At 45.4% G+C, this 22,974-nt stretch carries 25 protein-coding genes and 2 pseudogenes; 12 read left to right on the forward strand and 15 right to left on the reverse strand.

Annotation, left to right across the window (positions count from 1 at the left end):
* Both N0824_RS21350 and N0824_RS11565 read left to right on the forward strand, forming a co-directional pair.
* A pseudogene (locus N0824_RS21350) lies at nucleotides 1–226 on the forward strand (RNA-guided endonuclease TnpB family protein); the annotation flags it as partial.
* A gap of 46 nt (nucleotides 227–272) precedes the next feature.
* Nucleotides 273–566, forward strand: a complete 294-nt coding sequence (locus tag N0824_RS11565) for a ferredoxin (RefSeq protein WP_108936868.1) — start codon at nucleotides 273–275, stop codon at nucleotides 564–566.
* Between the two features lie 244 nt (nucleotides 567–810).
* Here the strand turns inward: N0824_RS11565 and N0824_RS11570 are convergent, their stop codons facing one another.
* The 4 genes from N0824_RS11570 to N0824_RS11585 all read right to left on the reverse strand — a co-directional run bounded on the left by N0824_RS11570 (nucleotide 811) and on the right by N0824_RS11585 (nucleotide 5,721).
* Entirely contained in the window at nucleotides 811–2,226 is a 1,416-nt protein-coding gene (locus tag N0824_RS11570) for a cation:proton antiporter (protein WP_108936869.1), read from the reverse strand.
* 126 nt (nucleotides 2,227–2,352) lie between these two features.
* Nucleotides 2,353–2,691, reverse strand: a complete 339-nt coding sequence (locus N0824_RS11575) for a P-II family nitrogen regulator (RefSeq protein ID WP_002778928.1) — start codon at nucleotides 2,689–2,691, stop codon at nucleotides 2,353–2,355.
* Between the two features lie 85 nt (nucleotides 2,692–2,776).
* A complete protein-coding gene (locus tag N0824_RS11580; RefSeq protein ID WP_002797325.1) occupies nucleotides 2,777–3,898 on the reverse strand; it encodes a sodium-dependent bicarbonate transport family permease in 1,122 nt (373 codons plus the stop codon).
* Nucleotides 3,899–4,020: 122 nt separating this feature from the next.
* Nucleotides 4,021–5,721: a SulP family inorganic anion transporter gene (locus tag N0824_RS11585; protein WP_108936870.1), complete on the reverse strand. Its 1,701-nt coding sequence runs from the start codon at nucleotides 5,719–5,721 to the stop codon at nucleotides 4,021–4,023.
* Nucleotides 5,722–6,023: 302 nt separating this feature from the next.
* Here N0824_RS11585 and N0824_RS11590 point away from each other — a divergent pair, with 302 nt between their 5' ends.
* A complete protein-coding gene (locus N0824_RS11590) occupies nucleotides 6,024–6,920 on the forward strand; it encodes a LysR family transcriptional regulator (RefSeq protein WP_108936871.1) in 897 nt (298 codons plus the stop codon).
* Between the two features lie 157 nt (nucleotides 6,921–7,077).
* Here N0824_RS11590 and N0824_RS11595 read toward each other — a convergent pair whose 3' ends face one another.
* The 3 genes from N0824_RS11595 to trxA form a co-directional block, all read right to left on the reverse strand.
* Nucleotides 7,078–7,695 (reverse strand): CP12 domain-containing protein, encoded by a 618-nt coding sequence (locus N0824_RS11595; protein WP_046660612.1) that lies wholly within the window; start codon nucleotides 7,693–7,695, stop codon nucleotides 7,078–7,080.
* Between the two features lie 53 nt (nucleotides 7,696–7,748).
* Nucleotides 7,749–8,075 carry a hypothetical protein gene (locus N0824_RS11600; protein WP_108936872.1) on the reverse strand — a complete coding sequence of 109 codons (327 nt, stop codon included), beginning with the start codon at nucleotides 8,073–8,075 and terminating at the stop codon, nucleotides 7,749–7,751.
* Between the two features lie 81 nt (nucleotides 8,076–8,156).
* Nucleotides 8,157–8,480, reverse strand: coding sequence for a thioredoxin (gene trxA, locus N0824_RS11605; RefSeq protein WP_002778933.1), 324 nt, complete (start codon nucleotides 8,478–8,480; stop codon nucleotides 8,157–8,159).
* A 274-nt stretch (nucleotides 8,481–8,754) separates the two neighbouring features.
* Here trxA and N0824_RS11615 point away from each other — a divergent pair, with 274 nt between their 5' ends.
* The 5 genes from N0824_RS11615 (at nucleotide 8,755) to N0824_RS11635 (ending at nucleotide 13,398) form a co-directional block, all read left to right on the forward strand.
* A complete protein-coding gene (locus N0824_RS11615; RefSeq protein ID WP_002779907.1) occupies nucleotides 8,755–9,195 on the forward strand; it encodes a recombinase family protein in 441 nt (146 codons plus the stop codon).
* Nucleotides 9,196–9,433: 238 nt separating this feature from the next.
* Nucleotides 9,434–10,606, forward strand: coding sequence for a CBS domain-containing protein (locus N0824_RS11620; protein ID WP_108936874.1), 1,173 nt, complete (start codon nucleotides 9,434–9,436; stop codon nucleotides 10,604–10,606).
* A gap of 416 nt (nucleotides 10,607–11,022) precedes the next feature.
* On the forward strand, nucleotides 11,023–12,387 hold the full coding sequence (locus N0824_RS20720; protein WP_233256423.1) for a protein kinase: 1,365 nt from the start codon (nucleotides 11,023–11,025) through the stop codon (nucleotides 12,385–12,387).
* Between the two features lie 385 nt (nucleotides 12,388–12,772).
* Nucleotides 12,773–13,066, forward strand: a complete 294-nt coding sequence (locus N0824_RS11630) for a nucleotidyltransferase family protein (protein WP_002738918.1) — start codon at nucleotides 12,773–12,775, stop codon at nucleotides 13,064–13,066.
* Entirely contained in the window at nucleotides 13,063–13,398 is a 336-nt protein-coding gene (locus N0824_RS11635; RefSeq protein ID WP_108936875.1) for a DUF86 domain-containing protein, read from the forward strand. The genes N0824_RS11630 and N0824_RS11635 overlap by 4 nt, the downstream gene beginning before the upstream one ends.
* A 139-nt stretch (nucleotides 13,399–13,537) precedes the next feature.
* On the opposite strand, the pseudogene N0824_RS11640 reads toward N0824_RS11635, so the two are convergent.
* A pseudogene (locus N0824_RS11640) lies at nucleotides 13,538–14,101 on the reverse strand (Rpn family recombination-promoting nuclease/putative transposase); the annotation flags it as partial.
* A gap of 42 nt (nucleotides 14,102–14,143) precedes the next feature.
* Here N0824_RS11640 and N0824_RS11645 point away from each other — a divergent pair.
* Together N0824_RS11645 and N0824_RS11650 are read left to right on the forward strand one after the other, a co-directional pair.
* The gene (locus N0824_RS11645; protein WP_108936876.1) at nucleotides 14,144–14,341 is read left to right on the forward strand and encodes a DNA-binding protein; all 198 of its coding nucleotides are present in this window, start codon (nucleotides 14,144–14,146) and stop codon (nucleotides 14,339–14,341) included.
* Entirely contained in the window at nucleotides 14,338–14,724 is a 387-nt protein-coding gene (locus N0824_RS11650) for a type II toxin-antitoxin system death-on-curing family toxin (protein WP_108936877.1), read from the forward strand. The genes N0824_RS11645 and N0824_RS11650 overlap by 4 nt, the downstream gene beginning before the upstream one ends.
* 197 nt (nucleotides 14,725–14,921) lie before the next feature.
* Here N0824_RS11650 and gatA read toward each other — a convergent pair whose 3' ends face one another.
* A complete protein-coding gene (gene gatA / locus N0824_RS11655) occupies nucleotides 14,922–16,373 on the reverse strand; it encodes an Asp-tRNA(Asn)/Glu-tRNA(Gln) amidotransferase subunit GatA (RefSeq protein ID WP_108936878.1) in 1,452 nt (483 codons plus the stop codon).
* Between the two features lie 396 nt (nucleotides 16,374–16,769).
* On the opposite strand from gatA, the gene N0824_RS11660 reads away from it, so the two are divergent.
* Complete coding sequence (locus tag N0824_RS11660; protein ID WP_002738764.1) at nucleotides 16,770–17,132, forward strand: helix-turn-helix transcriptional regulator; 363 nt, start codon at nucleotides 16,770–16,772, stop codon at nucleotides 17,130–17,132.
* A 38-nt stretch (nucleotides 17,133–17,170) separates the two neighbouring features.
* A complete protein-coding gene (gene hetL / locus N0824_RS11665) occupies nucleotides 17,171–17,848 on the forward strand; it encodes a heterocyst differentiation pentapeptide repeat protein HetL (protein WP_108936879.1) in 678 nt (225 codons plus the stop codon).
* A gap of 167 nt (nucleotides 17,849–18,015) precedes the next feature.
* Here the strand turns inward: hetL and N0824_RS11670 are convergent, their stop codons facing one another.
* The 6 genes from N0824_RS11670 to gmk all read right to left on the reverse strand — a co-directional run bounded on the left by N0824_RS11670 (nucleotide 18,016) and on the right by gmk (nucleotide 22,967).
* Nucleotides 18,016–18,153: a photosystem II reaction center protein K gene (locus N0824_RS11670; protein ID WP_002739211.1), complete on the reverse strand. Its 138-nt coding sequence runs from the start codon at nucleotides 18,151–18,153 to the stop codon at nucleotides 18,016–18,018.
* Nucleotides 18,154–18,203: 50 nt separating this feature from the next.
* Nucleotides 18,204–19,328: a tRNA guanosine(34) transglycosylase Tgt gene (gene tgt, locus N0824_RS11675; RefSeq protein WP_108936880.1), complete on the reverse strand. Its 1,125-nt coding sequence runs from the start codon at nucleotides 19,326–19,328 to the stop codon at nucleotides 18,204–18,206.
* 101 nt (nucleotides 19,329–19,429) lie between these two features.
* Nucleotides 19,430–19,891 carry a hypothetical protein gene (locus tag N0824_RS11680; RefSeq protein ID WP_108936969.1) on the reverse strand — a complete coding sequence of 154 codons (462 nt, stop codon included), beginning with the start codon at nucleotides 19,889–19,891 and terminating at the stop codon, nucleotides 19,430–19,432.
* Nucleotides 19,892–20,101: 210 nt separating this feature from the next.
* Nucleotides 20,102–20,743: an ATP-dependent Clp endopeptidase proteolytic subunit ClpP gene (clpP, locus tag N0824_RS11685; protein ID WP_223212985.1), complete on the reverse strand. Its 642-nt coding sequence runs from the start codon at nucleotides 20,741–20,743 to the stop codon at nucleotides 20,102–20,104.
* A gap of 18 nt (nucleotides 20,744–20,761) precedes the next feature.
* Complete coding sequence (locus tag N0824_RS11690; protein WP_108936881.1) at nucleotides 20,762–22,096, reverse strand: RNA-guided endonuclease TnpB family protein; 1,335 nt, start codon at nucleotides 22,094–22,096, stop codon at nucleotides 20,762–20,764.
* A 316-nt stretch (nucleotides 22,097–22,412) separates the two neighbouring features.
* Nucleotides 22,413–22,967, reverse strand: coding sequence for a guanylate kinase (gmk, locus tag N0824_RS11695; RefSeq protein ID WP_108936882.1), 555 nt, complete (start codon nucleotides 22,965–22,967; stop codon nucleotides 22,413–22,415).
* Between the last annotated feature and the right edge of the window lie 7 nt (nucleotides 22,968–22,974).

The raw sequence follows: 22,974 nt of genomic DNA on the forward strand, positions 1-22,974 counted from the left end.
TCAAAAGCAAAAAAGCTATTTAGGCAAGAGAATTAAAAGAGGACTATTCAGAAGCTCGTCGGGTTATTTCTATGGAGCAGATATTAATGGTTCCTTAAATATTGGAAGAAAGGTAGTCGGAGAGGCCGCCTTTAGCGGGAATCCGATAGAGAGGTTCGTAGTTAACCCAGTACGGGTCAAAGCGTACAAAGCTAATTCTAGATGCAATATTTGCGTACAGAATTAGTAACTATACCCAGGGAACTATCTAATTTTGCCACTTTTTAGGTAATATGTCTTATCCCCAAAAGCGATTTGTGATGGTTTGTCAGCATTCTTCCTGTTTATTCCAGGGTGCTTCCGAGCTTCTTTTAGCTTGGCAAACGGCAGCTCTCCCAGAAGATGTCATCGTTATGACCAGTGGTTGTCAAGGACAGTGTAGCACTAGCCCGACGGTGAGGATTATTCCTGAAGAAACTTGGTACTGTCGTGTTAAACCAGAGGATGTCAATCAGATTGTCGAAGAACATTTAAAAAACGGTCAACCGGTTGAGCGTTTACTCCATCCACGCATTCACGCTCAATAGCAGTAAACTCGATCATCAATTTTTAGGTTATGCTTCACAATAGTCTTTTGCTACTAGGTTAACCCTTTTAAGTAACCTCAGTTCGGGATAAGCTAAAACCCTGATGCTACCGTAGCCTGAAACTCCTATTCTTTCGTGGAAGCTATGGCAAAATTCCCTTAAACCGAACTGGCGTTAGCATAGATTTGTAAAAAGGCTGAAAATGCTTCAGCCTCGTCTAAAAAATCAGATTTTACCATCAAAATTAAGGAATAGGATTAGCCGAATCCTTGCTTTCTAGGGTTTCGGGAACAGCTTCCGTCTTACCAAAAGCGACTCTGAGGAAGGGAGGAGCGAGGAAAGTGGTCAGGATTACCATAATAATAATCGACACCTCCAAAGGCTTATCCAAAATTCCGCTGGCCGAACCAATCCCGGCAAAAACTAAACCCACCTCACCCCGGGGAATCATACCCACACCGATGGCGAGACGATTGATGCCGGATATGCCAAAAACTGCCCAGCCCGTCACCAGTTTACCGATAATCGCCACAACCATCAAAAAGACAGCGATCAAAAGTCCGGCCCGATTCTCCGGTACCGTTGGGTTTAAAACACCGAGATCGGCACGCGCTCCCACCGTCACAAAGAAAATCGGCACAAGCAAATCGGCGATCGGTTTAATTAACTCATCCAACTCGTTGCGGGTATCAGTTTCATCAAGCACCAAACCGGCGGCAAAGGCCCCTAAAATCGCTTCAAGATGAATAGCATTGCCTAAAAATGCCATAAAGAAAGCGAAGACAAATGCGGGAATAACAATATTTCCCCGAGTTTTCAGCCGCTCCACGATCGCCACAAAACTTTTGTTAAAAACACCTCCCAACAAAATTGATCCGATCAAAAAGGCCGTAGCGCTGACAATCAGATAAATAACATTGGTCACATCAATCTCACCGGTTTTGGCTAAACTAGCGACCACAGCCAGAACAATAATACCAAGGACATCATCGATCACCGCCGCACCGACAATAATTTGCCCTTCTTTGGATTTGAGTTGACCTAACTCGGACAACACCTTCGAGGTAATACCGATACTGGTTGCTGTCAAGGCAGCCCCTGCAAAAATCGCCGGGATAGCCGCCACATGAAAGACGAGCATTAACCCGGCCGTACCCGCCGCAAAAGGTGCCGCAACCCCCACACAGGCCACAACCGTGGCCTGAATTCCCACTTCCTTGAGTTGCCGCAGATCCGATTCCAGGCCAATTTCAAACAGCAGAATAATCACACCGATTTCAGCTAGAACCGAAATCACTTCACTTTGGGACTCAAAGATCCGGTCTACGGCAGCCGGGGCCAATTGATTCAAACCTTGCAGTACCGTCATAATCAGCGAGTCGGAGGCCGATAGCCCCCCTTCGGGAAAGATGACCAGATGCAGTGCCGAAACGCCGACGATCACACCGGCGACCAGTTCTCCCAGTACGGGCGGAAAATCCAATCGTCGGGCGACCTCTGCGCCGAGCTTGCTGGCCAGATAAATCACCACCAGTGTCAGCAATACGCCAGAGAGAATAATCGGTGAATCCTCGGCCACAACGGTGGCAAGCAAGGGGAGCGGAGCCATGGGGGCTGCTATCTCCCCGATCGAAGGAGGCAGAATATAGGACAAAATCATCAGTTTAAAGGGATGAGGGTTAAAGATTTCAGGTGGTCATAAAACTGGGGGATAGGAAAAAGGGCTACCGCTCCAGGACAGTCAGGCTGCAGATGGGGTGGTCCGGATCAAGACAAGCTTAGTTGTCTAGATTTCACAGCCCTCTGGTCCACAGAAACTCTGTCCGTACAGAACCTCCGCATCACAGATATAGATCATGCCCGCAAAATTGAGGAAAAACTGATCGGCAACCTGCTTGGCAATATTCTGGGCCATAATTCGATCGGGGGTGAGTACCTCGAACTTGACATTAGTGTCGGTTTCGGAAACGTGGGGTTGTCCCGAAGAGCGCACGTTGCGGCTGCCCTTACCGCCAGTATCCATCACCGTGTAACCGGTCGCCCCGCATTCTTCGATGATCTTGGCGACTTTTTTCAGCAAAATCTTTTCTGTGACAATGACGAGCTTTTTGGCTGGTTTGGCCATGTTGATTATCTCCTTAAAATATGTACATTTATTTGCTTGGTAGGCCCCGTCAAGAAAACGCCCACAGACCACAATCCTTCTGGGATTAGCCGCCGCTGAGGGCCTGGGCGAGACCAAGGAAGAACGGGATACATAAGCCGATCGCTACGGGTGTACCGATGGCCGTGGACGCGCCTATATAGGCGGAGGGATTAGCCGAGGGGATACCGGCCCGCAACGTGGGCGGCCCAGAGATGTCGGAACTAGAGGAAGCGATGACGGCCAGAACCACGACACCGCCCCAGCTGAACCCGGTGGCGTAGTGGGCAACCATGCCGAGACCGAAGGCGATTAGACCATGCACAAAGGGTGCTAGGACGCTATAGACGACATACCACTGGGCCACCTTACGCAGTTCACCCACCCTTGACCAAGCCTCCATCCCCATGACTAGCATCAAGATCGAAAGCAAGCCGCGAAAGAGGGGATCGTAGAAGCTTTTATAGACAGTTTCCGGCTGGGTGAAGATGCCCAAAGCCAGACCTAATAACATGGCCGATAGGGCAGGTCCGCGCAGGCTTTCTTCAATGATCGGCCAGATCTTGACCCGATTATCCGCAGGCTGCTGCTGACTGAGATACTCCTGCCGACTGCTGGGATAATCCTGCTGATCGGAATAATCCCCAGCCGCCACTGGCTGCTTGCTAAAAGACTCCTGGTCGTGGGCCGCTTCTTTCTGCTTCTTCTTGTTAAGATAAATGTTAGCCACCACGATCGCCGTTACCAGTGCCGGGATATCCATAAAAGGATAGAGTGCGCCGGCCCAGGCCTCGTAGGGGATCTTTTGTTCTTCTAGTACCGTCAGACCGGCGGCCATAGTCGAGCCACTCACGGCTCCAAATAATCCCCCAGTAGCGATCGCATCGACCACTTTCACCTTGGGCAGATTGGCTAAGGTATAGCGGGCGACGAAGACCACAATAATCCCTACTATGACGGCAAAGATCATTGGTAATACCATTTCCGTCAGGTTGGAATTGCGGATGGCAATCCCGCCGGTCAGACCGATTTTGGTCAGCAGCATGAAGACGATGATCGTACAAATCGACTCTGGAATGACCAATTCACTCCCGAGAGCAGCAATGATCATCCCACCAATCAAAAAGGCCAGTGTTGGGGACTGCAACTGCTGGATAAAGTCCATGACAAACAATGAGAAAAAATCCACGAATACCTCCTTAAGCCTCCCCTGATGAGGAGTATTAATACAAATGAACTTTCAAGAGTTAAAGAAAATAAGGGTCAGGTGCTTCACCCCAACAGCAGGCGTACTTCCCAAAGCGGTTAAATTTATGTCGGGTAAACCCCTTGATTAACCTCAAAATCCTCTGGTTCTTGGTGAGGATGGGTCTTGACAAAAGTTACCGCTTGTTGTAGGGCGATGGTTCTGTCCATTAGCACATGATCGGGAGGAAGTTGGGCTAAAATGCCGAGACGTTCCAAACGATGCTGGATTTTGCTGGTGGCACCAACGATAAAGACTTGTAAACCTTTATCGATCGCATCTTTAATCGCATTTTCGATCGCTAAAGAAGCTGTCACCCCTAACAAAGGCACATCACTCAAGTCCAAGATTAAAACATCCGCTTCCTTCATGGCTGTGTGTTCTCTGGCGATCGCTTTCGAGACTCCAAAGATCATCGGACCACTGAGATAAAATAGGATGATGCGACCGTTAGCTTGGTTGAGTAACCGTTTTTCTTCTGGACTTAGGAGAATCTCGTCATCGTTATCGGTGATCGTTTTCACTTCCTGCGCTTGCAGTTCACTGAGGCGATCGATGGTGAGAATATTAGCAATAAAGACCCCCACACCGACAGCAACGATCAGATCGACGAATACTGTTAATAACAGTACACCGTACATGATTAGCGTCCCTTTCAGAGAAATCTTGTGAGAGCGTTTCAGGAAACTCCAGTCGAGAATATCGATCCCCACTTTTAGGGCAATCCCCGCTAATACCGCCATGGGGATACTCTTAGTTAAACCTGCGGCCCAGAGAACGACGACTAATAAAATTAAAGCGCGAGTAATGCCAGAAAGAGCAGTGGTCGCACCGGTTTGAATATTGACGACAGTTCCCATCGTGGCCCCGGCACCGGGTAAACCGCCACAGATTCCTGATACTAAGTTACCAATACCTTGACCAATCAATTCTTTATTCGATTTGTGTTCGGTACGGGTCAAACTATCGGCAATTACCGCCGTTAATAGGGTATCAATACAACCCAACATCCCTAAAACTGCCCCATCCACCAACATTGTGATCATTTGGGCAGCACTAAAGGTGGGCATTTGCAGGGTGGGTAAACCCACGGGAATATCCCCAATCCGGCGAATTTCAACACCTTGGAAGAAAAACAGCGAAATCAGAGTTCCTATCACCAAAGCTAATAACTGAGGGGGGACAAAACGCTTGAATTTCGAGGGCATCAGGAAGATGATCGCCAAGGTGATCGCCCCCAGAATGGCTTCAGGGGGATTGATATTAGAGAGTAGTTCCGGGATTTTCTGCACTGTGCCTAAAACCCCTCCTTTGGGGGCGGCTTGCCCTAAAAAGGGCGGAATTTGCAGAATAATCAGGATTACCCCGATCCCAGACATAAAGCCGGAAATAACGCTATAGGGCATCAGGGTAATGTATTTACCCATTTTGAAGATACCGAACAGAATCTGGAAAATGCCCGCTAACATGACTACCGTAAAGGCCATGGGTAGGCCTAATTCGGGATTTTTGGCGGTTAAACTGGCCACGATCGCCGTCATTACTACCGTCATCGGCCCCGTTGGTTCCGAAATTAACGTGGGTGTGCCACCAAAAAGGGCAGCAAAAAAACCCACACAGACAGCACCGTACAAACCAGAGATCGCTCCAGCCCCAGAAGCTACACCGAAAGCGAGAGCTAGAGGGAGAGAAACGATGGCAGCTGTTAGACCACCGAATATGTCGCCCCGCAAATTGTCAAAATGAATACGATTGGTTATTTCCATGAGAATCCAACTGAGCAAAGGATTTTTGTCCAGAACAAAGCTGGCGGTTGACAGACCAGCCTTGATAGACAAAAGTTTATGGTTTTTAAAGATCGATTGTTATAAATCTATACTAGAACGGATATCTTGACAAGCAAATTTTATAAATTGAGTTTGAATCGATATATCTTTACAAAAGTATTGATTTAAACCTATGATATAAGCGGTGTGGGGAGGTTTTCACTCGTTCCCCTCCATTCCTGCTTCTGTTTAGCAAAGCTCCTCAAGGCAGTAACAGAAGTGTAGCTCTCTAGAGGCCTCTCTTGATTCACGCCACTTTACATCAACTGATTGTCTTTGAAGCAACCGCTCGTCATGGCAGTTTCACCAGGGCTGCTGAAGAACTATTGATCACCCAACCCACCGTTTCCACCCAGATGAAACAACTGACTAAAGCAGTGGGTCTGCCCTTATTTGAACAGATAGGCAAACGTTTGTATTTAACCGAGGCCGGACGCAGTTTATTAGTAACCTGTCAGGCAGTCCTCAAGGATCTTGATAACTTTGAGATGGCGATCGCTGATATCAAGGGCATTAAACAGGGTAAACTGCGTTTAGCGGCGGTATCCACAGCCCAATATTTAATCCCTCAGATCCTAGGTCCTTTTTGTCAACAGTACCAAGGGGTAGATGTGTCCCTAGAATTGACCAATCACCAAGACCTAGAAGCAAGGATTATCAATAATGTCGATGACCTATATATTTTAAGCGAACCTCCCCAAGATCTAAACCTGGAGATTCAACCGTTTCTGGAAAATCCCCTTGTGGTTATTGCTCGCAAAGATCACCCCCTAGCGGGACAGAAAAAAATTCCAATTAAACGACTGCAAGGGGAACCTTTTATTATGCGGGAAATGGGATCGGGAATTAGACGGGCAGTACAGCAAATTTTTCTCGACCATGGCATCACTGTGTCTCTGCGTTTGGAAATCGGCAATAATGAAGCCATTAAACAAGCAGTCGCCGGTGGTTTAGGAATTTCGGTTCTGTCTCAGCACGTCTTAAATTTAGATCCTCCCAATGGGGAATTTACCATCCTTGACGTGGAAGATTTTCCCATCCAACGCCATTGGTATGTGGTTTATCCCAAGGATAAAAAACTATCCGTGATCGCCAAGACTTTTCTTGATTATCTCCTCTCAGGGGAATTAGGATCATAAGTACCCACAGACCCCCGATCAAGTTGAGTTCGGTAAGCGCAAGCGATCGATCTATCTCCGATCCGAAAAGGTGGAGAATGTTCGAGAACTCGATCGCCTGGGGAAATCGATCGGCAATATCCTCAAGGCGATCGATTCTCCCAAAACCCGCCAGGATTTAATCCTCATAAATGCGGCACTCTAAGGCATCGGGATTGGCTTCGCAGTAGGACTGAAGTGAGTTAGTCCCCTGTTTTTTAGCCCGTTGATGGGAGGCTTCGGCTTGGAGTTCCTCCACCACATCCCAGGCTGCGGCGCAATCGGGAGAGGTTTCACCCTTGGCCGCACAAATTGCCCGTGCGTCTTCCCGGGCTGCTTCAATTTCATCTTCAATGAACAACCGCTTGGGCTTTTCAACAAAATCGCTCTTGAAGAGAATATCACTGACAGAAATAATGCCCAGCAAAGTTTTGCCCTGAATCACTGGTGCGCGGCGAATGCGGGTTTGAGCAAATAACCGGGCTACATATTCCACCCCCAGTTCGGGATTGACGACCACACAGGGCTTGGCCATAATTTCATAGACCCGCATAGTTTTAGGATCGTGGCCAAAGGCCGCCACTTTGTAAACGATGTCGGTTTCGGTGACAATTCCATAAGGATCCTGTTCATGGCGCGGTTCGACAATCAAACCCCGCAGTTGTTTTTCTTTCATCAATTTCACGGCATCGGCAACCGTTGCCGAACCACGAATGGTGACAACGTTTTGGGTCATAATTTCTTGAGCTTGCAGCATAGGAGTTGGATGGTGTTGTTAAATTAAAGAACTGGTATAAATGCAAAAGTTGACTAGGGTTGTCCCGATAGCAATTTCCTAGACTCTTGTGGGCTGAGGGCCACTTTGAACACAGATGACAAAGACCAATGGGCGATCGCTGGTTGGGCTTGGGGCGGCACGGCCGCAGCTGTGTTCCCCTGAGTGCCTGGAGCATAGGCCTCCAGCACAGCGCCATTTTGCCAACACATGGCGATGAAATAATCACACACTGGGCATTCCGTCTGAGCAACTTGCCGGGCCGGACACTTATATCCTGCGGGCAGGCGATCGCTCAAGAGCCGTTGAGCTACGCTGCCACAGTTGGGACACCGGATTTCTATAAGCTTGTTCATCGCCATACCTCAAAATTAAATAGTGGTGTGAGAAGGAAAGGGTCAACGTCGGACGTTTGCCCAGAGTGTTTGTTCACGGTGGAAGACTTATAATTGTCGTTCTACGGCTGCCGTAAATTCTTCATAGGGTTTAACCCCAACTAATGTTTCTATCAATTTCCCCTGTTTAAACACCATGACCGCCGGAATACTTTTAATTCCAAAGCGTTTGGCCACGGGTTTGTTACTGTCTAGGTCAAGTTTGAAGACTTTGGCGCGATCGCGATAGTCATCGGCCAATCGATCGATCAACGGTGCCACCAGTTTGCAAGGTCCACACCAGGTTGCCGTGCAATCTACCACCAACAGGGATTCACTCTTTAAGAGGGAATCAAATTCAGTTTCATCTTGAATAAATGTAGCCGTACCCATGTTTATATCTCCAGATTGATGCTGTGTAACTTAGTACAAATTCTCTGATCGCTGCGTTTTACAAGATAAATTCAGCTTTGAACCGCTCCTCATCTAAAAATGCTTGGCCTTTGACCCTTTAACTTTGTCCGCCTCCCGGGGGTATCGTCTATAGTTTGGTTGTCCCAGACATCGATGGTGACATCTAGTCCCTGCTCATGCGAGGGTTTTAATTTGTAAGTCGTCATCGGCTGCCCCCAATCAAAACAAATTTGCGACGTTAAGTTGCGATAATATGGTTTTGCAAGTTGTTGCATTTAGATACCCTATGACAGCGACCCCTTCCAACGATTTATCTGCCTGGGAGCGGCTAGAACAAGGCAGACAAGCAAAAGCAAGCAACGGTGGTTATGCGGGCTACGGCTCCCCTGCCTTTGGACAACGATCGATCGACGGGGAATTAGTGGATGATCCGGAAGAGTGCCGGGTCATTGAACTGATTCGCCGTCATCACAAATCGGGGAAATCCTTGCAGAAGATCGCCGATTGGCTTAATGAACAGGGCTACACCACCAAACGTGGTCAACCATGGCAGCGTATTTCCGTAAAGCGGGTGCTGGATCGACTTTATGGAAAGGTGTCCAGAATTTCCGGAGTAACCCTTCAGGCCGACCAGAACCCGGAAGTACTCACCCCAGCGTCTGGTGATGCCGCTCCTGAAACCATTAGAGGCTGAATAACCCCTAAATAAAAAGTTTCAGGCTTTAACCTGTTACATCCCTCTATGATACACCGAAGTGGGTCTAAAATCTTTACGAGTTTAATAAAAATTGTAACAAAACGTTACATCTTTTAGGAAAAAGTTAAATGACGCTACACTTTGAGATAGTTTTAGAACGGGTTTTGGCAACTCTGAGAGTCTGGGTTCTTTGCCCAGTGGCTGTTCTGTCTATCTTGGCCTTTGCGATTGCAGGATGGCGCTGATGTCCTTTGATACACCTCTGAGTTGGGCCCCCGATCTGGAAAAAGCGATCAATCGCCACCCCTTGACGGTGCGGCCAACCACTTCCCTGGCAGATGCGATCGCCATGATCGGTCAGGCCCATAGTCGTCTGTGTTTGCTCACCGATGACCTATCCCCTCTAGCTCCTCCGGCCGGAGAAGCGCGTGTTAGCTGTCTGCTGGTGGTGCAGGGGCAAGAGTTATTAGGAATTTTGACAGAACGGGATGTGGTGCGACTCACCGCCCAAGGGATTAACCTGACCGAGACAACCGTTGCCGATGTGATGGTGCATCCCCTGATCACGTTGCCCCAGCAATCTGCTCAAGACATTTTTGCTGCCCTGTTTTTGTTTCGGCGCTACCGCATTCGCCATTTGCCGATTGTCGATGACCAAGGACACTTAATCGGGGTGATTTCCCATGAAAGTATTCGCCAGATATTGCGTCCGGCCAATCTGTTGCGGTTTCGTCGCGTATCCGATGTGATGACCAGTCAAGTGGTACAGGCCCCACTCACCGCCACAGTCTTGCAATTGGCCCAGTTAATGGCGGAACATCGTGTCAGTTGTGTGGTGATCACCCAACGAGATTCAGAGGACAATGACTGCCCGGTGGGTATTGTGACAGAGCGAGATCTTGTCCAGTTTCAAGCAGTTCAAATTGATCTGCACAAAACTAGGGCCCAGACGGTGATGAGTACGCCCTTATTTCTCCTCAGCCCCGAGGATTCCCTGTGGACGGCCCATCAGGAAATGCAAAAACGGCGGGTGGGGCGTTTGGTGGTTTCTTGGAACTGGGGTCGGGGGTTGGGCATTGTTACACAAACCAGTCTGTTAAGGGTTTTTGACCCGATGGAAATGTATGGGGTGATTGAAAATTTACAACAAACCATTCAACAGCTAGAGTCCGAGCGATCGCCCTCCCCTCCTTCTCCACCGGCGGACTTATTACCCCAACGGACCCGCACCCCATCAGAAAAAGAGAGCGCTGGCGATCGCGAATTATTACTGGCCTTGTTAGACAATGCCTACAAAGACGTAAAGTATATGTTGGCTAACTTAGATATTGTCGTCGAGCAGCGGCGATCTTTGCTTCAATCTGTTCTAGATAAGCTTGCCCACCTCGGTCGTGAAATTAGCTCTTAGTAAGCTGTTCGGATCTCTTAGGTTTGGTGGGTAAAATGTATTCTAAGATACATTCCTCCTAGCGAGGGAGTGGAAGGAACCACAAAGACACAAAGGACACAAAGATTGATCGATCATAGAGTAAGTTAAACTTATCACACAGAACCTAGAAGCTCCTTGGATTGAGTGATAAAACCGAAAGTAACGCCCAATTTTAGGAGAAAGTTTCCCCTGAAAAATCCCAAATTAGTAGATTTACAAAAATGAGATGCACCCAATCAAAGGCACATCTATCTTATACTTTAATAAGTACCTAAGCAAAATTAATTACACATTTCGATAAAGCTTTTGCCTCTTGCCCTTTGCCTTCGTTAAAACCATTCACTTAATAGGATAGTTACAGAACGTAAAAATTGGCTAATTCAGGAGTTATTATTATGCTAGACCAAATGATGAAGATGTTAGAAGGGCAACAAATAGGCCCCTATCGTCTTAATAAGTTTATCGGTGCGGGTGGTTTTGGTGGTGTATTTCATGCTAGTGAAATGGTCAGAAATACATCAGTCCAAGAAGTTGCCATTAAAGTTATCCCCGAAAGTAGCGATGATAAATTAATTGAATTAACAAATGCCAGAAAGTTAGAACATTCTAATTTAATTAAGGCTTATTCGGTGGGGGAATTTACTTTTTTCAATACGGAGATGCTTTATTTAGTGATGGAATTGGCACAGGGTAGCCTAGAAAATCACATTGCCAAAGGCGGTTTGTCAGCGGATGAGATTAAAAATATTACTGCTCAAGTCGCCCAGGGTTTAAATTATCTTCATGGACAAAATAAAGTCCATCGAGATTTAAAACCGGGTAATATCCTCAAGGTTAATCAACAATACAAGTTAGCAGATTTTGGCTTAATTAGAACTTTAAATAACAAAAGCCACACTCAAACAGTCCACAATAGCGGTACAATTATTTATATGCCTCCCGAAGCCTTTAGGGGGGATATTTCCTCAGCTTGGGATTTGTGGTCATTAGGTATTATGTTAATCGAAATGACGACTAATCAACTTCCCTATAAGTTTAATAATGATATTAATCAATTAATGGCAAAGGTGATGAATTGTGAGCTACAAATCCCTAGTTTACCGAAAGAGTTTAAACCGATTATTGAAGGGTGTTTGCAAAAAGATAGAAAACAAAGATGGACAGCACAACAGGTTTTAAATGCCTTACAACCACAAACTACTGGCAAGATGCCTGTTTCACAAATACCACTAAAAACGGCTAATGCTGATTTTACCCAATTAGATCAGTATTTAAAAAATGGACAATGGCGAGAAGCAGATGAAGAAACTGGTAAATTAATGTGTCCTGGCTCCTTTTCTGAAGTTTTAGGAAAAAATGGTTGTAGAGATTTTCCTTCTGAAGAATTAAGAATTATTGATAGTTTATGGGTAAAATACAGCAACGGTAAATTTGGCTTTTCTGTACAGAAACAAATATGGATTGAATCTGGCGGAAAAGTGGGCGTTTATAATCGGGATATTTATAAAAAATTTGCCACTAAGATTGGCTGGAAAAAGACAGTAGTAGGATGGATTGAATACTCTGATTTGATTTTTAATATAAATGCACCAAGGGGGCAACTACCAGTTAAGGGTATTAGTGCGGGATACCAATACCGTGAGTCATTGTTCTCTTTCATGCCAGGCATTAGTGGTCTTAATGTATTGACTGTGGGGAATTGGGGAAGCGTCTTCCGTGATGAAGGAGTTGGTCTCTGTTTTCTTTTTTCTAAGCTATAACAGACAAAGGATTTAGACTATTTAAAAATATTTTTCGGAAAAAGTGCGATCTTTTTTTTTATTGTATAGTTTGATCGCCCTCTTGTCAGTTTGGTTAAAGGCAAGAAACCCAACACTATCGGAAGCAAGATTAAATAGGGTATGATGGACGTTGGATAGAAGGGTTTAATGAAAGTGCAAGGGTTTTAAGTCCCTCAGATCGATTCCTCAACCTTTGTTTCTTGCACTTTTTTTAAAAAAAAAAGCACATAACCCTTTTCTAGTAAAGCTTTTACCAATATTCAGCAAGCCCTAAATAAAGAGTGAAAAACAAACTAAATCCCTACCCCAAGAATCGGTACAAGGAAGCTTTTTTCAACAAAATTTATTGCAAACTAAGTAGATCATGAAAATTGACGAATTACTCAAGAACAAACGAGAAAAAATCCTTGCTATTGCTGCTAAACACGGCGCAAATAACGTGCGAATCTTTGGTTCTGTCGCACGGGGAGAAGCTGACGAAAAAAGCGATATTGATTTATTAATTGATTATTGTAGCGAACGTCGGAGTCCCTGGTTTCCTTTGCCGTTAATTCGAGAACTGGAAGACTTGTTAGGCTGCAAAGTTGATATTGTTACCGAACAGGGACTTAAAGATAGAATCAGAGAGCGCGTACTTAAAGAAGCAATACCACTATGAGAGATGATAGCGAACGCTTGCGGGATATTTTAGAAGCAATTGAGCGTTTAGAAAAGTATGCTCGCCAGGGAAAAACCGTGTTTGAACAACAAGAATTAATTCAAACTTGGATTGTCTATCATTTACAAATTATTGGTGAAGCAGCTAGAGCAACTTCTCAAGAATTTAAAGCAAGATATCCCGAAGTTCCTTGGCGAGATGCCAGCGATCTAAGAAACTTAACTATTCATGAATATTTTCGTATTAATCTAGAGATTATTTGGGATATTGTTGAAAATGATATTCCTCCTCTAAAAGGACAAATCGAAGCTATTTTACAGGAATTTATTTGACTAAACCCAACCCAATTACTTAAGTGTTGGGTTTCACTATCGTTCGGCCCAACCTACTTTATTCTTCGATTTACTTGATGGCTACCGGGAAAAGATAGCCACCAGCAATTATATTAATTTATCAAAGTTTGAACTTTTCCTATTCCCCTTGAGTCGCTTGTCTAACTTGTTCGATATCTAATTCTAAAGCTTGTGCTATCTGTTCAAAGTTTAATCCTAAGGCCAATAAACGAGGAATAGAGGCTAATTTTGCCGCTAATTCGCCTTCTTGTCGGCCTTCCTCTCTACCTTCCTCTAAAGCTTCCTGATACACTTTAGTTTGTTTTAAATCACTTAAACTAAACATCGCTTCTATCTCCTTTCTACTGACTTGGGGTAACTTATAAACCAAAATTGTCTCTATCAATTCTAAAAGTTCTTGCTGTTGTTTGACCTTAGGGAATTCTTGTCTAATCCGTGGAATTAATTGTTTTCCCTGCTCGATCGCTCTGGCGGTTGGTGCTATAATTAACTGTAACATCGATATTCCCAGGGATTCCCCCTCCCTTAATTCCTCGAGATAAAAACGTAAAATCCTGCCTGAGTTGATTAACTCCCCATAACGAGACGTCTCTACGCTTTCCACTGAACGCTGAGGATAAATAACTACTCCCTGCCAGTTGTTGCTTAAGTCCGTTTGGTGGAGATAGAGGAAGATTTCACTGAGGTTATAATGTTAAATATTTAGACTATTGAGAGGTTTTTGATGGCTTCCATTACTGTTAATATCTCAGATGAGCAGTTTCGACGATTACAACAGTTAGCTCAGAACAGTCAAGTTTCCCCTGAAGACTTAATTAGTGCCAGCATAGAAGATTGGTTAGCTTGTCCTGAAAACGAATTTACTCAAGCATCAAGCTATGTACTCAAGAAAAACGCTGAACTTTATCGTCGTTTAGCATGATACGCTATCTAACATTAGTGGAAGTCCTCGATTTACATCATCAAATTATTCAACAGTCCCAAGGAGCTATGGGTATTCGTGACCTAGGTTCTTTAGAGTCTGCTATTGCTCAACCACGCATGACATTTGGCGGGCAGGATCTTTATCCGACAATTGTTGATAAAGCTTCAGCTTTGGGATTTTCAATTGTGATGAATCACCCATTTCTTGATGGCAACAAGCGCACTGGTCATGGGGCAATGGAAACATTTCTTGTGTTGAATGGACTAGAGATTAATGCTTTTGTAGATGAGCAAGAACGAGTCATTTTAGCTTTAGCCTCTGGGGAATTAGAACGTGATATCTTTACCAATTGGTTACGGCAAAACGTTGGAGCAAGCTAACACCGTGTTGGATTCGACCTTACCAAAGTGATTTATAAAAGCCAAAGTTTGGCGGCTGCCGCTCAACTTAGAATGGGATGACGAAATAAAAGCTTTTTCGGTAACTTATCCCCAATTAAAAGAAAGCTTGAGACATTTTCAGGGTTGCCGATTTTTACTTGATGGCTACCGGCAAAAGATAGCCACCGGCAATTGTATCAATTTGTAAAAGATGGTTGACGTTTATGCCAATCGGTGGCCTGTTCGTAGGCGTGGGCGACGTGAAATAACTGATCTTCGCGCAGCACATTACCGACTAATTGTAAACCGATCGGCAAACCTTGCCCATCAAAACCGCAGGGAAGACTTAACCCGGGTAAACCGGCTAAATTGACGGGAATAGTCATTAAATCCGATAAATACATACTCAGAGGGTCCGCCGTTTTTTCCCCAGCTTTAAAAGCTGTGGTCGGTGAAGTGGGAGAAACTAACACATCTACCGATTGAAAAGCTTGATCGAAATCCTCTTTGATCAAAGTCCTGACTTTTTGTGCTTTCAGGTAATAAGCATCATAATAACCCGCCGAGAGGGTATAGGTTCCCAACATAATCCGGCGCTTAACTTCCGCACCAAAACCCTTGGCGCGAGTCTTGGTGTACATATCAATCAAACTATCGGCATCTTCCCGAATACCGTATTTAACCCCATCGTAGCGGGCTAAATTCGCCGATGCTTCCGAGGGAGCGATAATGTAGTAGGTGGGCAATCCGTAACGGAAACGGGGACAGGAAATCTCTTTAATCGTAGCACCGAGAGCCTTTAACTGCTCTAAAGCTTGATTAACTGCCTCAGCAACCACCTGATCCAAACCTTCCCCGAAAGTTTCCTTAATTACGCCAATTTTTAACCCTTTTAAACTGGTTTTCAGGAATTGGCTATAGTCAGGAATCGGCAGATTGAGACTGGTAGAATCTTGGGGATCGTAACCTGCGATCGCTTGTAATAAAATCGCCGCATCTTCTACGGTACGACCAAAGGGACCGATCTGATCGAGAGAAGAAGCGTAAGCCACTAAACCAAAGCGAGAAACTAAGCCATAGGTCGGTTTTAGCCCGACAACTCCACAAAATGAAGCTGGTTGACGAATTGAGCCACCGGTATCCGATCCTAGGGCCACCACGCATTCTTGAGCGGCCACAGCCGCAGCCGACCCCCCCGAAGATCCCCCCGGCACCCGGGATAAGTCCCAAGGATTAGCAGTAACGTGATAACCGGAGTTTTCGGTGGAACTCCCCATGGCAAACTCGTCTAAATTGGTTTTACCGACGATAACTGCCCCTAAATCCCGTAATTTTTGGGTAACGGTGGACTCGTAGGGGGGGACAAAATTCTCTAAAATCCGAGAAGCGCAGGTGGTGGGGATACCCTTGGTGCAGAGATTATCTTTTATTGCGATGGGAATACCTGCCAAGGGATGCAGAGATTCACCTCTGGCGATTTTCTCGTCCACTTTTTGGGCTTGTGCGAGGGCTAAATCTGGGGTTAAATGGAGAAAGCTTTTTACTTGTGGTTCGAGCGCTTGAATACGAGCGAGAAATTCTGTGGCGATTTCGACGGCCGTTTTTTCTTTATTGACGAGTTGTTGATGCAGTTGACGAATCGAAGTCATGTTCAGTTACCGGTTACAACTACCGTCAGGAGCAAGCAACAACCCCAGACAGCAAAGACTATTTTAGCGTCAGTTTGGCTGTCGGTCAGCTAATCTCCTAAAATTAAGGGAAAGCCTGGGAGGAAAACTAGAGTTATGACTTTTAAGCTCTGGCAATTGGATAATTTAGACTACACACCTTGATCGAGTTTGGCTATCTCTATCAAGGTTATACCCTTACTACCATGACTAAGGCAGATGTGCAAATCTTCATGGAAAAGATTTTACCGCTCTCGATCGAGTTTGCCGACTAGACTCTAGTGACCTCTCCAGTTAAACTATAGTAGTCAATAGTTATAAAGTTTTAAACGATCACCTATTGTCAGCCTTTTTAACTGGTCACTTTATTACCTACCTATGTTAGACAGTTTCTCCCCCCAAACCTCTAGCGTCGTCCTCGCTTCGGTGGCGGACTATTTCAAAGTCCTGTCGGAAGTCAGTCGCCTACAGATTCTCAGTTGCTTGCAATTAGGCGCGATGAATGGTAAAGAAATCGCTGAAGCTACCGGACTAGGCCAGGCTAATCTCTCCAAACACCTGAAAGCTTTAACCCAAGCGGGAATTATCTCGCGGCAACCCCAAGGAGTCAGCGTTTACTATCAAATTACCGACCCTGTGATCTATGATCTCTGTCAGGTGGTTTGCGATCGCATTAGTCAGCAAATGCGTCAACGGGCCCGAGAATTCGAGAGTCTGCCGGCTTTCCATCTCCCTAAATAAAAATTACTAAACCCTTGACATTTTGCGTCAATTATGATATGGAAAAAATTTCTAGGCTCCTAGAAGAACTTTGTCAACGCTATCGGGAGGGAGAAAGAGATTTTCAGGGAATTAATTTGCGGGAAGGCGACTTAACCAATATTTCCCTCCCAGGAGTCGATTTTTGCCGTGCAGATCTGCGACAGGCCCGGTTAGGAAAAATACGCCTCGCGCGATCGCTGCTGAGAGAAGCGGATTTAAGTGAGGCGATTCTCTGGGGAGCAGATTTAAGTCAGGTGGACTTTTATCGAGCTTGTTTACGCGATGCAGACTTAAGCGGGGCTAATCTCATCGAAGCCAATTTAGAAGCCGCTTATTTAACCAAAGCCGTCTTAAACGGGGTTAATCTCAACAGTGCTAATCTCCAGCAGGCCCTATTAATCGATGCGGATTTTCGCTCCACCTCCGACCAACGCACGGACTTAGGCAAAACTAACTTTTGCGGAGCCGATCTCAACTATGCTAATCTGAGCGGTTCCCTGTTATATCGAGCTAATTTCGCCGATTGCCGACTTTGCCGGGTTAATTTTCGTGCTAGTCCCGAAAGAGACGGATTTATTACCGATCTTACCGGGGCCAGTTTCCGGGGTGCAGATCTCAGTTATGCTGATTTGCGCGGGGCAATTTTAGAAGATGTGGACTTGACTGATGCTGATTTAACTGGGACTTTGTTTTAATCTGGGAAGCTTTTTCAGTGGTCAGTAAACAGTGATCAGTAAACAGTGAAAAGACAGCAGTGTTAATGTCATTTCGTACTCCTCACTTAATACCACTCACTTAAAACTCAAATCTGATAACTGATCACTGATAACTGATCACTGATAACTGATAATTGAGGGTCGATTTATTTAAAACCGACGGATGCTTGCCAAACAAAGGCCAGCAAGAGGAAAAATAGGGGAATCAGGGGCAAGACATCGACTAAGGGGTCGAAAATTTGGTATGCTTCCGGCAATTTGGCGAACAAAAGTGCAGTTTCCATCTCTCTATCTACCTTGACAAGAAAATTTTAAAACGTTTCCTGAAATTCTATCACGTTGGGGTAACATCTGCGGCATCCTCAAGCCAAGGGGCAAAATCTTGGGCAAAAGTCCCCCCTAGGATAGATTGACGAATTTCACGGGTAAATCTGATTAATTCGGCGATATTGTGCAGAGATAAGAGAATATAACCCAACATTTCCCCCGATTTAATTAAATGATTCAGATAGGCACGGCTAAAGTGTTGACAGGTGTAACAGGGACAAGTCTCGTCTAAAGGGGCGAAATCCTCCTTAAAACGGGCATTTTTGAGGTTCCAACGCTCTCCCCGTACTAAAGCCGTGCCATGGCGACCAAAACGGGTGGGAATAACGCAATCAAACAGATCTATGCCACTAGCGATCGCCTTGGCCATTTCTCGGTAGGTTCCCACTCCCATCAGGTAACGGGGTTTATTTTCGGGGAGTAAAGGGGCAGTTATCTGGACAATGCGATGAATTAGGGTCGTTTCTTCCCCCACACTCACACCCCCGATAGCATAACCGGGTAAATCGAGTTTTACTAAAGATTCCGCCGCTGCTGCCCGTAAATCCTCATAAATTCCCCCTTGCACTATGGCGAATAAAGCCTGTTCTTGAGGTCGTTGATGGGCCGTCAGACAGCGCTCTAACCAGCGATAGGTGCGTTCTATGGATGCTTTCATGGTCTCATGACTGACTCCCGTGGGGGGACATTCATCGAAGGCCATAATCACATCAGCACCGAGGGCATTTTGAATCTGAATCGATTTTTCCGGCGTGATTTCGATTATTCTACCGTCCCGGGGCGATCGAAAGGTGACTCCCGACTCTTTAATTTGCCGCAGTTGACTGAGGCTAAATACCTGAAATCCACCCGAATCAGTTAATATTGGCTGATTCCATGCCATAAAATCGTGTAAACCTCCCGCTTTCTCGATAATACTTTCTCCTGGCTGCAGATGCAGGTGATAGGTATTAGCGAGAATCATTTGCGCCCCCGTGCTGGCGATTTGAGCGGGGGTCAAACCTTTCACCGTGGCCAAAGTTCCCACGGGCATAAAACGGGGTGTTTCTACCAGTCCGTGGGGAGTATGCCAAACCCCAACCCGCGCACCAGTTTGGGGACACTGGGCGATTAATTCAAAGGAAAATCCCACTGTTTCAGTTATCAGTTATCAGTTATCAGTTATCAGTTATCAGTTATCAGTAACCAGTTATCAGTAACCAGTTATCAGTTATCAGTATTTTTGCTCGCCGCCTAAAAGGGGCAATCGTTGTCGTCTTCGTCTTCAAACTGCACATCCCACTTAGCGGAGAGTACCTGAGTAACCATGGCTTCGAGGGTATCAGCATTGAGACGGGCTTTCATCTCGGGGTCTTGCAGTGGATTACTCAGGGGAATCAGCCGTAATTGCCGATTGTCTTGGAGCAGATCAAAATAGGTTTCACCGTCGGGAGAGCGGGTTAAACGCAGATAATCGAAGCTATAGGTATTCAGATAAAGACTGTAGTTAGCAACTAGGGTGCTTTGCTGATAATCGGCGAAAACTTCCACTATCCATCCCTCCCCTTCACTCTGAATCACCCCTTCGAGGCTGTGGATGTAGCGAACTCGTCCGAGATCATCGAGGAGACGACGCATATCTTCTTTAGCGATGACCACGCCAGAATCAATAATACAGGGGGCGGGCAGGGGCTGTGAGGGCGGATGATAGTTCATAGGGATTGCCAGTAAAAAAATTTCCGTTAATAACCCACCGGGTGTTTCTACCGATTCCTGTTGCAATTTTTTTCGGGTTACGTCTCGATCTTAACCCAATCCGCTAGAACTTTTCACTGTTACTTAGGATTAATAACGATGATCGATGATTAATTTCTGTTTACTAAATATTTACAAAAATCTGGGTAGACAGGGCCTACCCGATCATGATTATTTACTGGGAGGGTTAGAAGCGGAAGGACTGCGATCGATGACTTGATCGATTAAACCATAGTCCAAGGCCTCTTCGGCGGACATAAAGAAATCCCTTTCCGTATCCTCGGCGATGAGGTCGAGAGGTTTACCTGTATGACTAGCTAGGTGTTGATTGAGTAATTGTTTGAGATAGAGAATTTCTTTGGCCTGAATTTCGATATCGGTGGCCTGACCTTGGGCGCCGCCCAGGGGTTGGTGAATCATGATCCGCGAGTTGGGTAGGCTCATTCTTTTGCCCGGTTTGCCGGCACTGAGGAGAAAAGCCCCCATACTGGCGGCTAAACCAATACAAATGGTGCTGACATCGGGACGGATTTGATTCATGGTGTCAAAAATCCCTAATCCGGCCGAAACGGAACCACCGGGGGAGTTGATATACAAGTAAATATCTTTTTCGGGGTCTTCTGCTTCTAGAAATAGTAATTGGGCGACGATTAGGTTAGCTAGGTCGCTGGTTACTTCTTGTCCCAAAAAGACGATTCTTTCCCGGAGTAGTCGGGAATAGATATCGAAGGCGCGTTCGCCCCGGCCTGTGGTTTCAATAACGGTAGGAATCATTGCGCTTTCTTGTCTTGCTGCTGCGGTTGGTTTTTTGATTTTGACATACTCCCACCGTCAAGCTACGCTGTGACGGGGGATTCTTTCCATATCACTATCGGAAATTCCTTGTTCAACGAGACAACTTAGATTCTCAATGTCTCCATTCAAAATCCAGAGGTCGGACTCTCCCAAGGCGTTTGGGTCGGTTTCTGTTTGCCCAACAGTACCGTTGACACTTCGACTTCGCTCAGTGTCAATGCCGAGCAAAGTCGAGGCGTTGAGATGTTTTCCCAAATATTTCAACCCTTTTTTAAGAATATTTATTGCTGCATTATGATCCCTATCTATGACTGTTTGACAGTTAGGACATTGATGAGTTCTAGTGCTTAATGATTTCTGAACTCTTGTTCCACAAAATGAACAATCTTGAGAAGTAAAATGCGGTGGTACAGCAACACAAACAATCTGATAAATCTTGGCAAAAAATTCAAACCATTCAGTGAATTGATACCAAGAAGCATCGGAAATCGACTTGGCGAGCTTACGGTTTTTTACTAAGTTTCTTACCTTTAAAGTTTCATAGACTACCAGATCATTAGACTGGACTAACGCCAAAGCGTCTTTAATTGCTTTGTCTTTACGTTGTCTTGATACTTTAAGATGAAGTTTAGCTACTTTTATCCGTTGCTTGTGATAGTTTTTAGACTGTTTCTTTCCTTGACGAAACTTTTTTGATAATCTCCTTTGTGCTTTTTTCAGTCGTTTTTCTGACTTTCTTAAATAACGTAGATTTTCTACAGTATTGTCTTGGGCATCGGTATAAAACTCTTTTAACCCTAAGTCAATTCCTGTTATTTGTCCCGTTGGTTTATGGTATTCTTGCCGTTCTACGTCAATCAAAAACTGACAATAATAACCGTCAGCACGTCTAACAACTCTTACCCGTCTAATCTGTTGCTCTGAATAATAAACTAAAGTTTTTTGACTACACCATAAATCAAATTCTCCTGCTTTAAAACCATCAGTAAATCTGATTTTACGTCGCTCATCAGATAGTTTGTAGCCTGTTAGTTTGTATTCAACCGAACGACTATGCTTTTTGAACCGAGGAAAACCCTTTTTCTCTGGTATATTAGCATGACAATTCTGATAAAACTTACTAATTGATTGCCAGGCTCTATCAGCAGCCGATTGACGAGCTTGAGAGTTTAATTTATTAACCCAAGGTGTCTCTTTATTGTTAGCTAGTACCGAGCAAAGTTTTTGGAGGTCATTCCGGGTTGTACCCTTATGATCCATCCAATGACGAACACAAGAGTTACGCACAAACTGAGAAGTTTTGATAGCTTCATCAAGCCGGTGATATTGCTCTGGTGTCCCGTTTTTTAGCTTCGCTTCTACGACTAACATCTAATAATTCTCGACCATTGGTTAGGTGGATTATAACACAGTTTGTCCACAGATGGTGGAATTAAACCGATGCTCCGTTGCTGACCCTTCGACTTCGCTCAGGGTCATTGATATTCTGGTCGGATTTCATCCCCCGCTAATTTTTGTGAGTATCTTATCGAAAAATGTAGCGGGGGTATTCATCCGATATTTTAGGTAACTTAGAGAATGGGAAGTGGGGAAGTGGGGAAGTGGGGAAGTGGGGAAGTGGGGAAGTGGGGAAGTGGGTAATTTCAACTAAAACCCTAAAACCCCTAAAACCCCAACACCCTAACACCTAACGGCTAAAAATAATCTTCTCGATGGCATCTAGGGCGGTTTCTAGGTCATCGTTGACGATTTGATCGGGGAATTCCTCACTGGCGGCTAATTCTTCTCGGGCGCGTTCCAGACGACGGGCGATCGCTGTTTCGGCATCTTTGCCCCGGTCGCGCAAACGACGTTCTAATTCCTCGAAACTGGGGGGTAGGATAAAGATTCTCTTCGCTTCGGGGAAGCTTTTACACACCTGTCTTGCTCCCTCCAATTCGATTTCTAGAATTACGGTCTGGCCTGCCGCTAATTGAGCAGCGATCGCTGATTGGGGTGTTCCATAGTAGTTGCCCGCGTATTCGGCCGATTCGAGAAATTCTCCGGCTGCCATTTTCTCCTCGAAACTGGGACGGTCGAGAAAGTAGTAATCTTCCCCCTCAATTTCACCCGGTCGAGGTGGGCGCGTAGTAGCGGATACTGACAGGTAGAGGTTAGGGAAACGAGTTAGTAAATGCCGTACTAGCGTACCCTTGCCCACACCGCTAGGGCCAGTAATGACGATTAATTGACCGGGTTGCATGGGGTTA

The sequence above is a fragment of the Microcystis sp. 0824 genome, from assembly GCF_003112475.1.
In the GTDB taxonomy this organism is placed as follows: domain Bacteria; phylum Cyanobacteriota; class Cyanobacteriia; order Cyanobacteriales; family Microcystaceae; genus Microcystis; species Microcystis aeruginosa_C.

Bases quoted from the DNA above. Each gene is read 5' to 3' on its own strand.
- gatA (WP_108936878.1), bottom strand. From the start codon at position 16,373: ATGACTTCGATTCGTCAACTGCATCAACAACTCGTCAATAAAGAAAAA.
- N0824_RS20720 (WP_233256423.1), top strand. From the start codon at position 11,023: ATGCTAGACCAAATGATGAAGATGTTAGAAGGGCAACAAATAGGCCCC.
- N0824_RS11650 (WP_108936877.1), top strand. From the start codon at position 14,338: ATGATACGCTATCTAACATTAGTGGAAGTCCTCGATTTACATCATCAA.
- N0824_RS11645 (WP_108936876.1), top strand. From the start codon at position 14,144: ATGGCTTCCATTACTGTTAATATCTCAGATGAGCAGTTTCGACGATTA.
- N0824_RS11565 (WP_108936868.1), top strand. From the start codon at position 273: ATGTCTTATCCCCAAAAGCGATTTGTGATGGTTTGTCAGCATTCTTCC.
- N0824_RS11630 (WP_002738918.1), top strand. From the start codon at position 12,773: ATGAAAATTGACGAATTACTCAAGAACAAACGAGAAAAAATCCTTGCT.
- N0824_RS11600 (WP_108936872.1), bottom strand. From the start codon at position 8,075: ATGGCGATGAACAAGCTTATAGAAATCCGGTGTCCCAACTGTGGCAGC.
- gmk (WP_108936882.1), bottom strand. From the start codon at position 22,967: ATGCAACCCGGTCAATTAATCGTCATTACTGGCCCTAGCGGTGTGGGC.
- N0824_RS11595 (WP_046660612.1), bottom strand. From the start codon at position 7,695: ATGCTGCAAGCTCAAGAAATTATGACCCAAAACGTTGTCACCATTCGT.
- N0824_RS11570 (WP_108936869.1), bottom strand. From the start codon at position 2,226: ATGATTTTGTCCTATATTCTGCCTCCTTCGATCGGGGAGATAGCAGCC.
- hetL (WP_108936879.1), top strand. From the start codon at position 17,171: ATGGAAAAAATTTCTAGGCTCCTAGAAGAACTTTGTCAACGCTATCGG.
- trxA (WP_002778933.1), bottom strand. From the start codon at position 8,480: ATGGGTACGGCTACATTTATTCAAGATGAAACTGAATTTGATTCCCTC.
- N0824_RS11620 (WP_108936874.1), top strand. From the start codon at position 9,434: ATGGCGCTGATGTCCTTTGATACACCTCTGAGTTGGGCCCCCGATCTG.
- N0824_RS11690 (WP_108936881.1), bottom strand. From the start codon at position 22,096: ATGTTAGTCGTAGAAGCGAAGCTAAAAAACGGGACACCAGAGCAATAT.
- N0824_RS11585 (WP_108936870.1), bottom strand. From the start codon at position 5,721: ATGGAAATAACCAATCGTATTCATTTTGACAATTTGCGGGGCGACATA.
- N0824_RS11660 (WP_002738764.1), top strand. From the start codon at position 16,770: ATGTTAGACAGTTTCTCCCCCCAAACCTCTAGCGTCGTCCTCGCTTCG.
- N0824_RS11635 (WP_108936875.1), top strand. From the start codon at position 13,063: ATGAGAGATGATAGCGAACGCTTGCGGGATATTTTAGAAGCAATTGAG.
- N0824_RS11680 (WP_108936969.1), bottom strand. From the start codon at position 19,891: ATGAACTATCATCCGCCCTCACAGCCCCTGCCCGCCCCCTGTATTATT.
- N0824_RS11670 (WP_002739211.1), bottom strand. From the start codon at position 18,153: ATGGAAACTGCACTTTTGTTCGCCAAATTGCCGGAAGCATACCAAATT.
- N0824_RS11575 (WP_002778928.1), bottom strand. From the start codon at position 2,691: ATGGCCAAACCAGCCAAAAAGCTCGTCATTGTCACAGAAAAGATTTTG.
- N0824_RS11615 (WP_002779907.1), top strand. From the start codon at position 8,755: ATGGTTTTGCAAGTTGTTGCATTTAGATACCCTATGACAGCGACCCCT.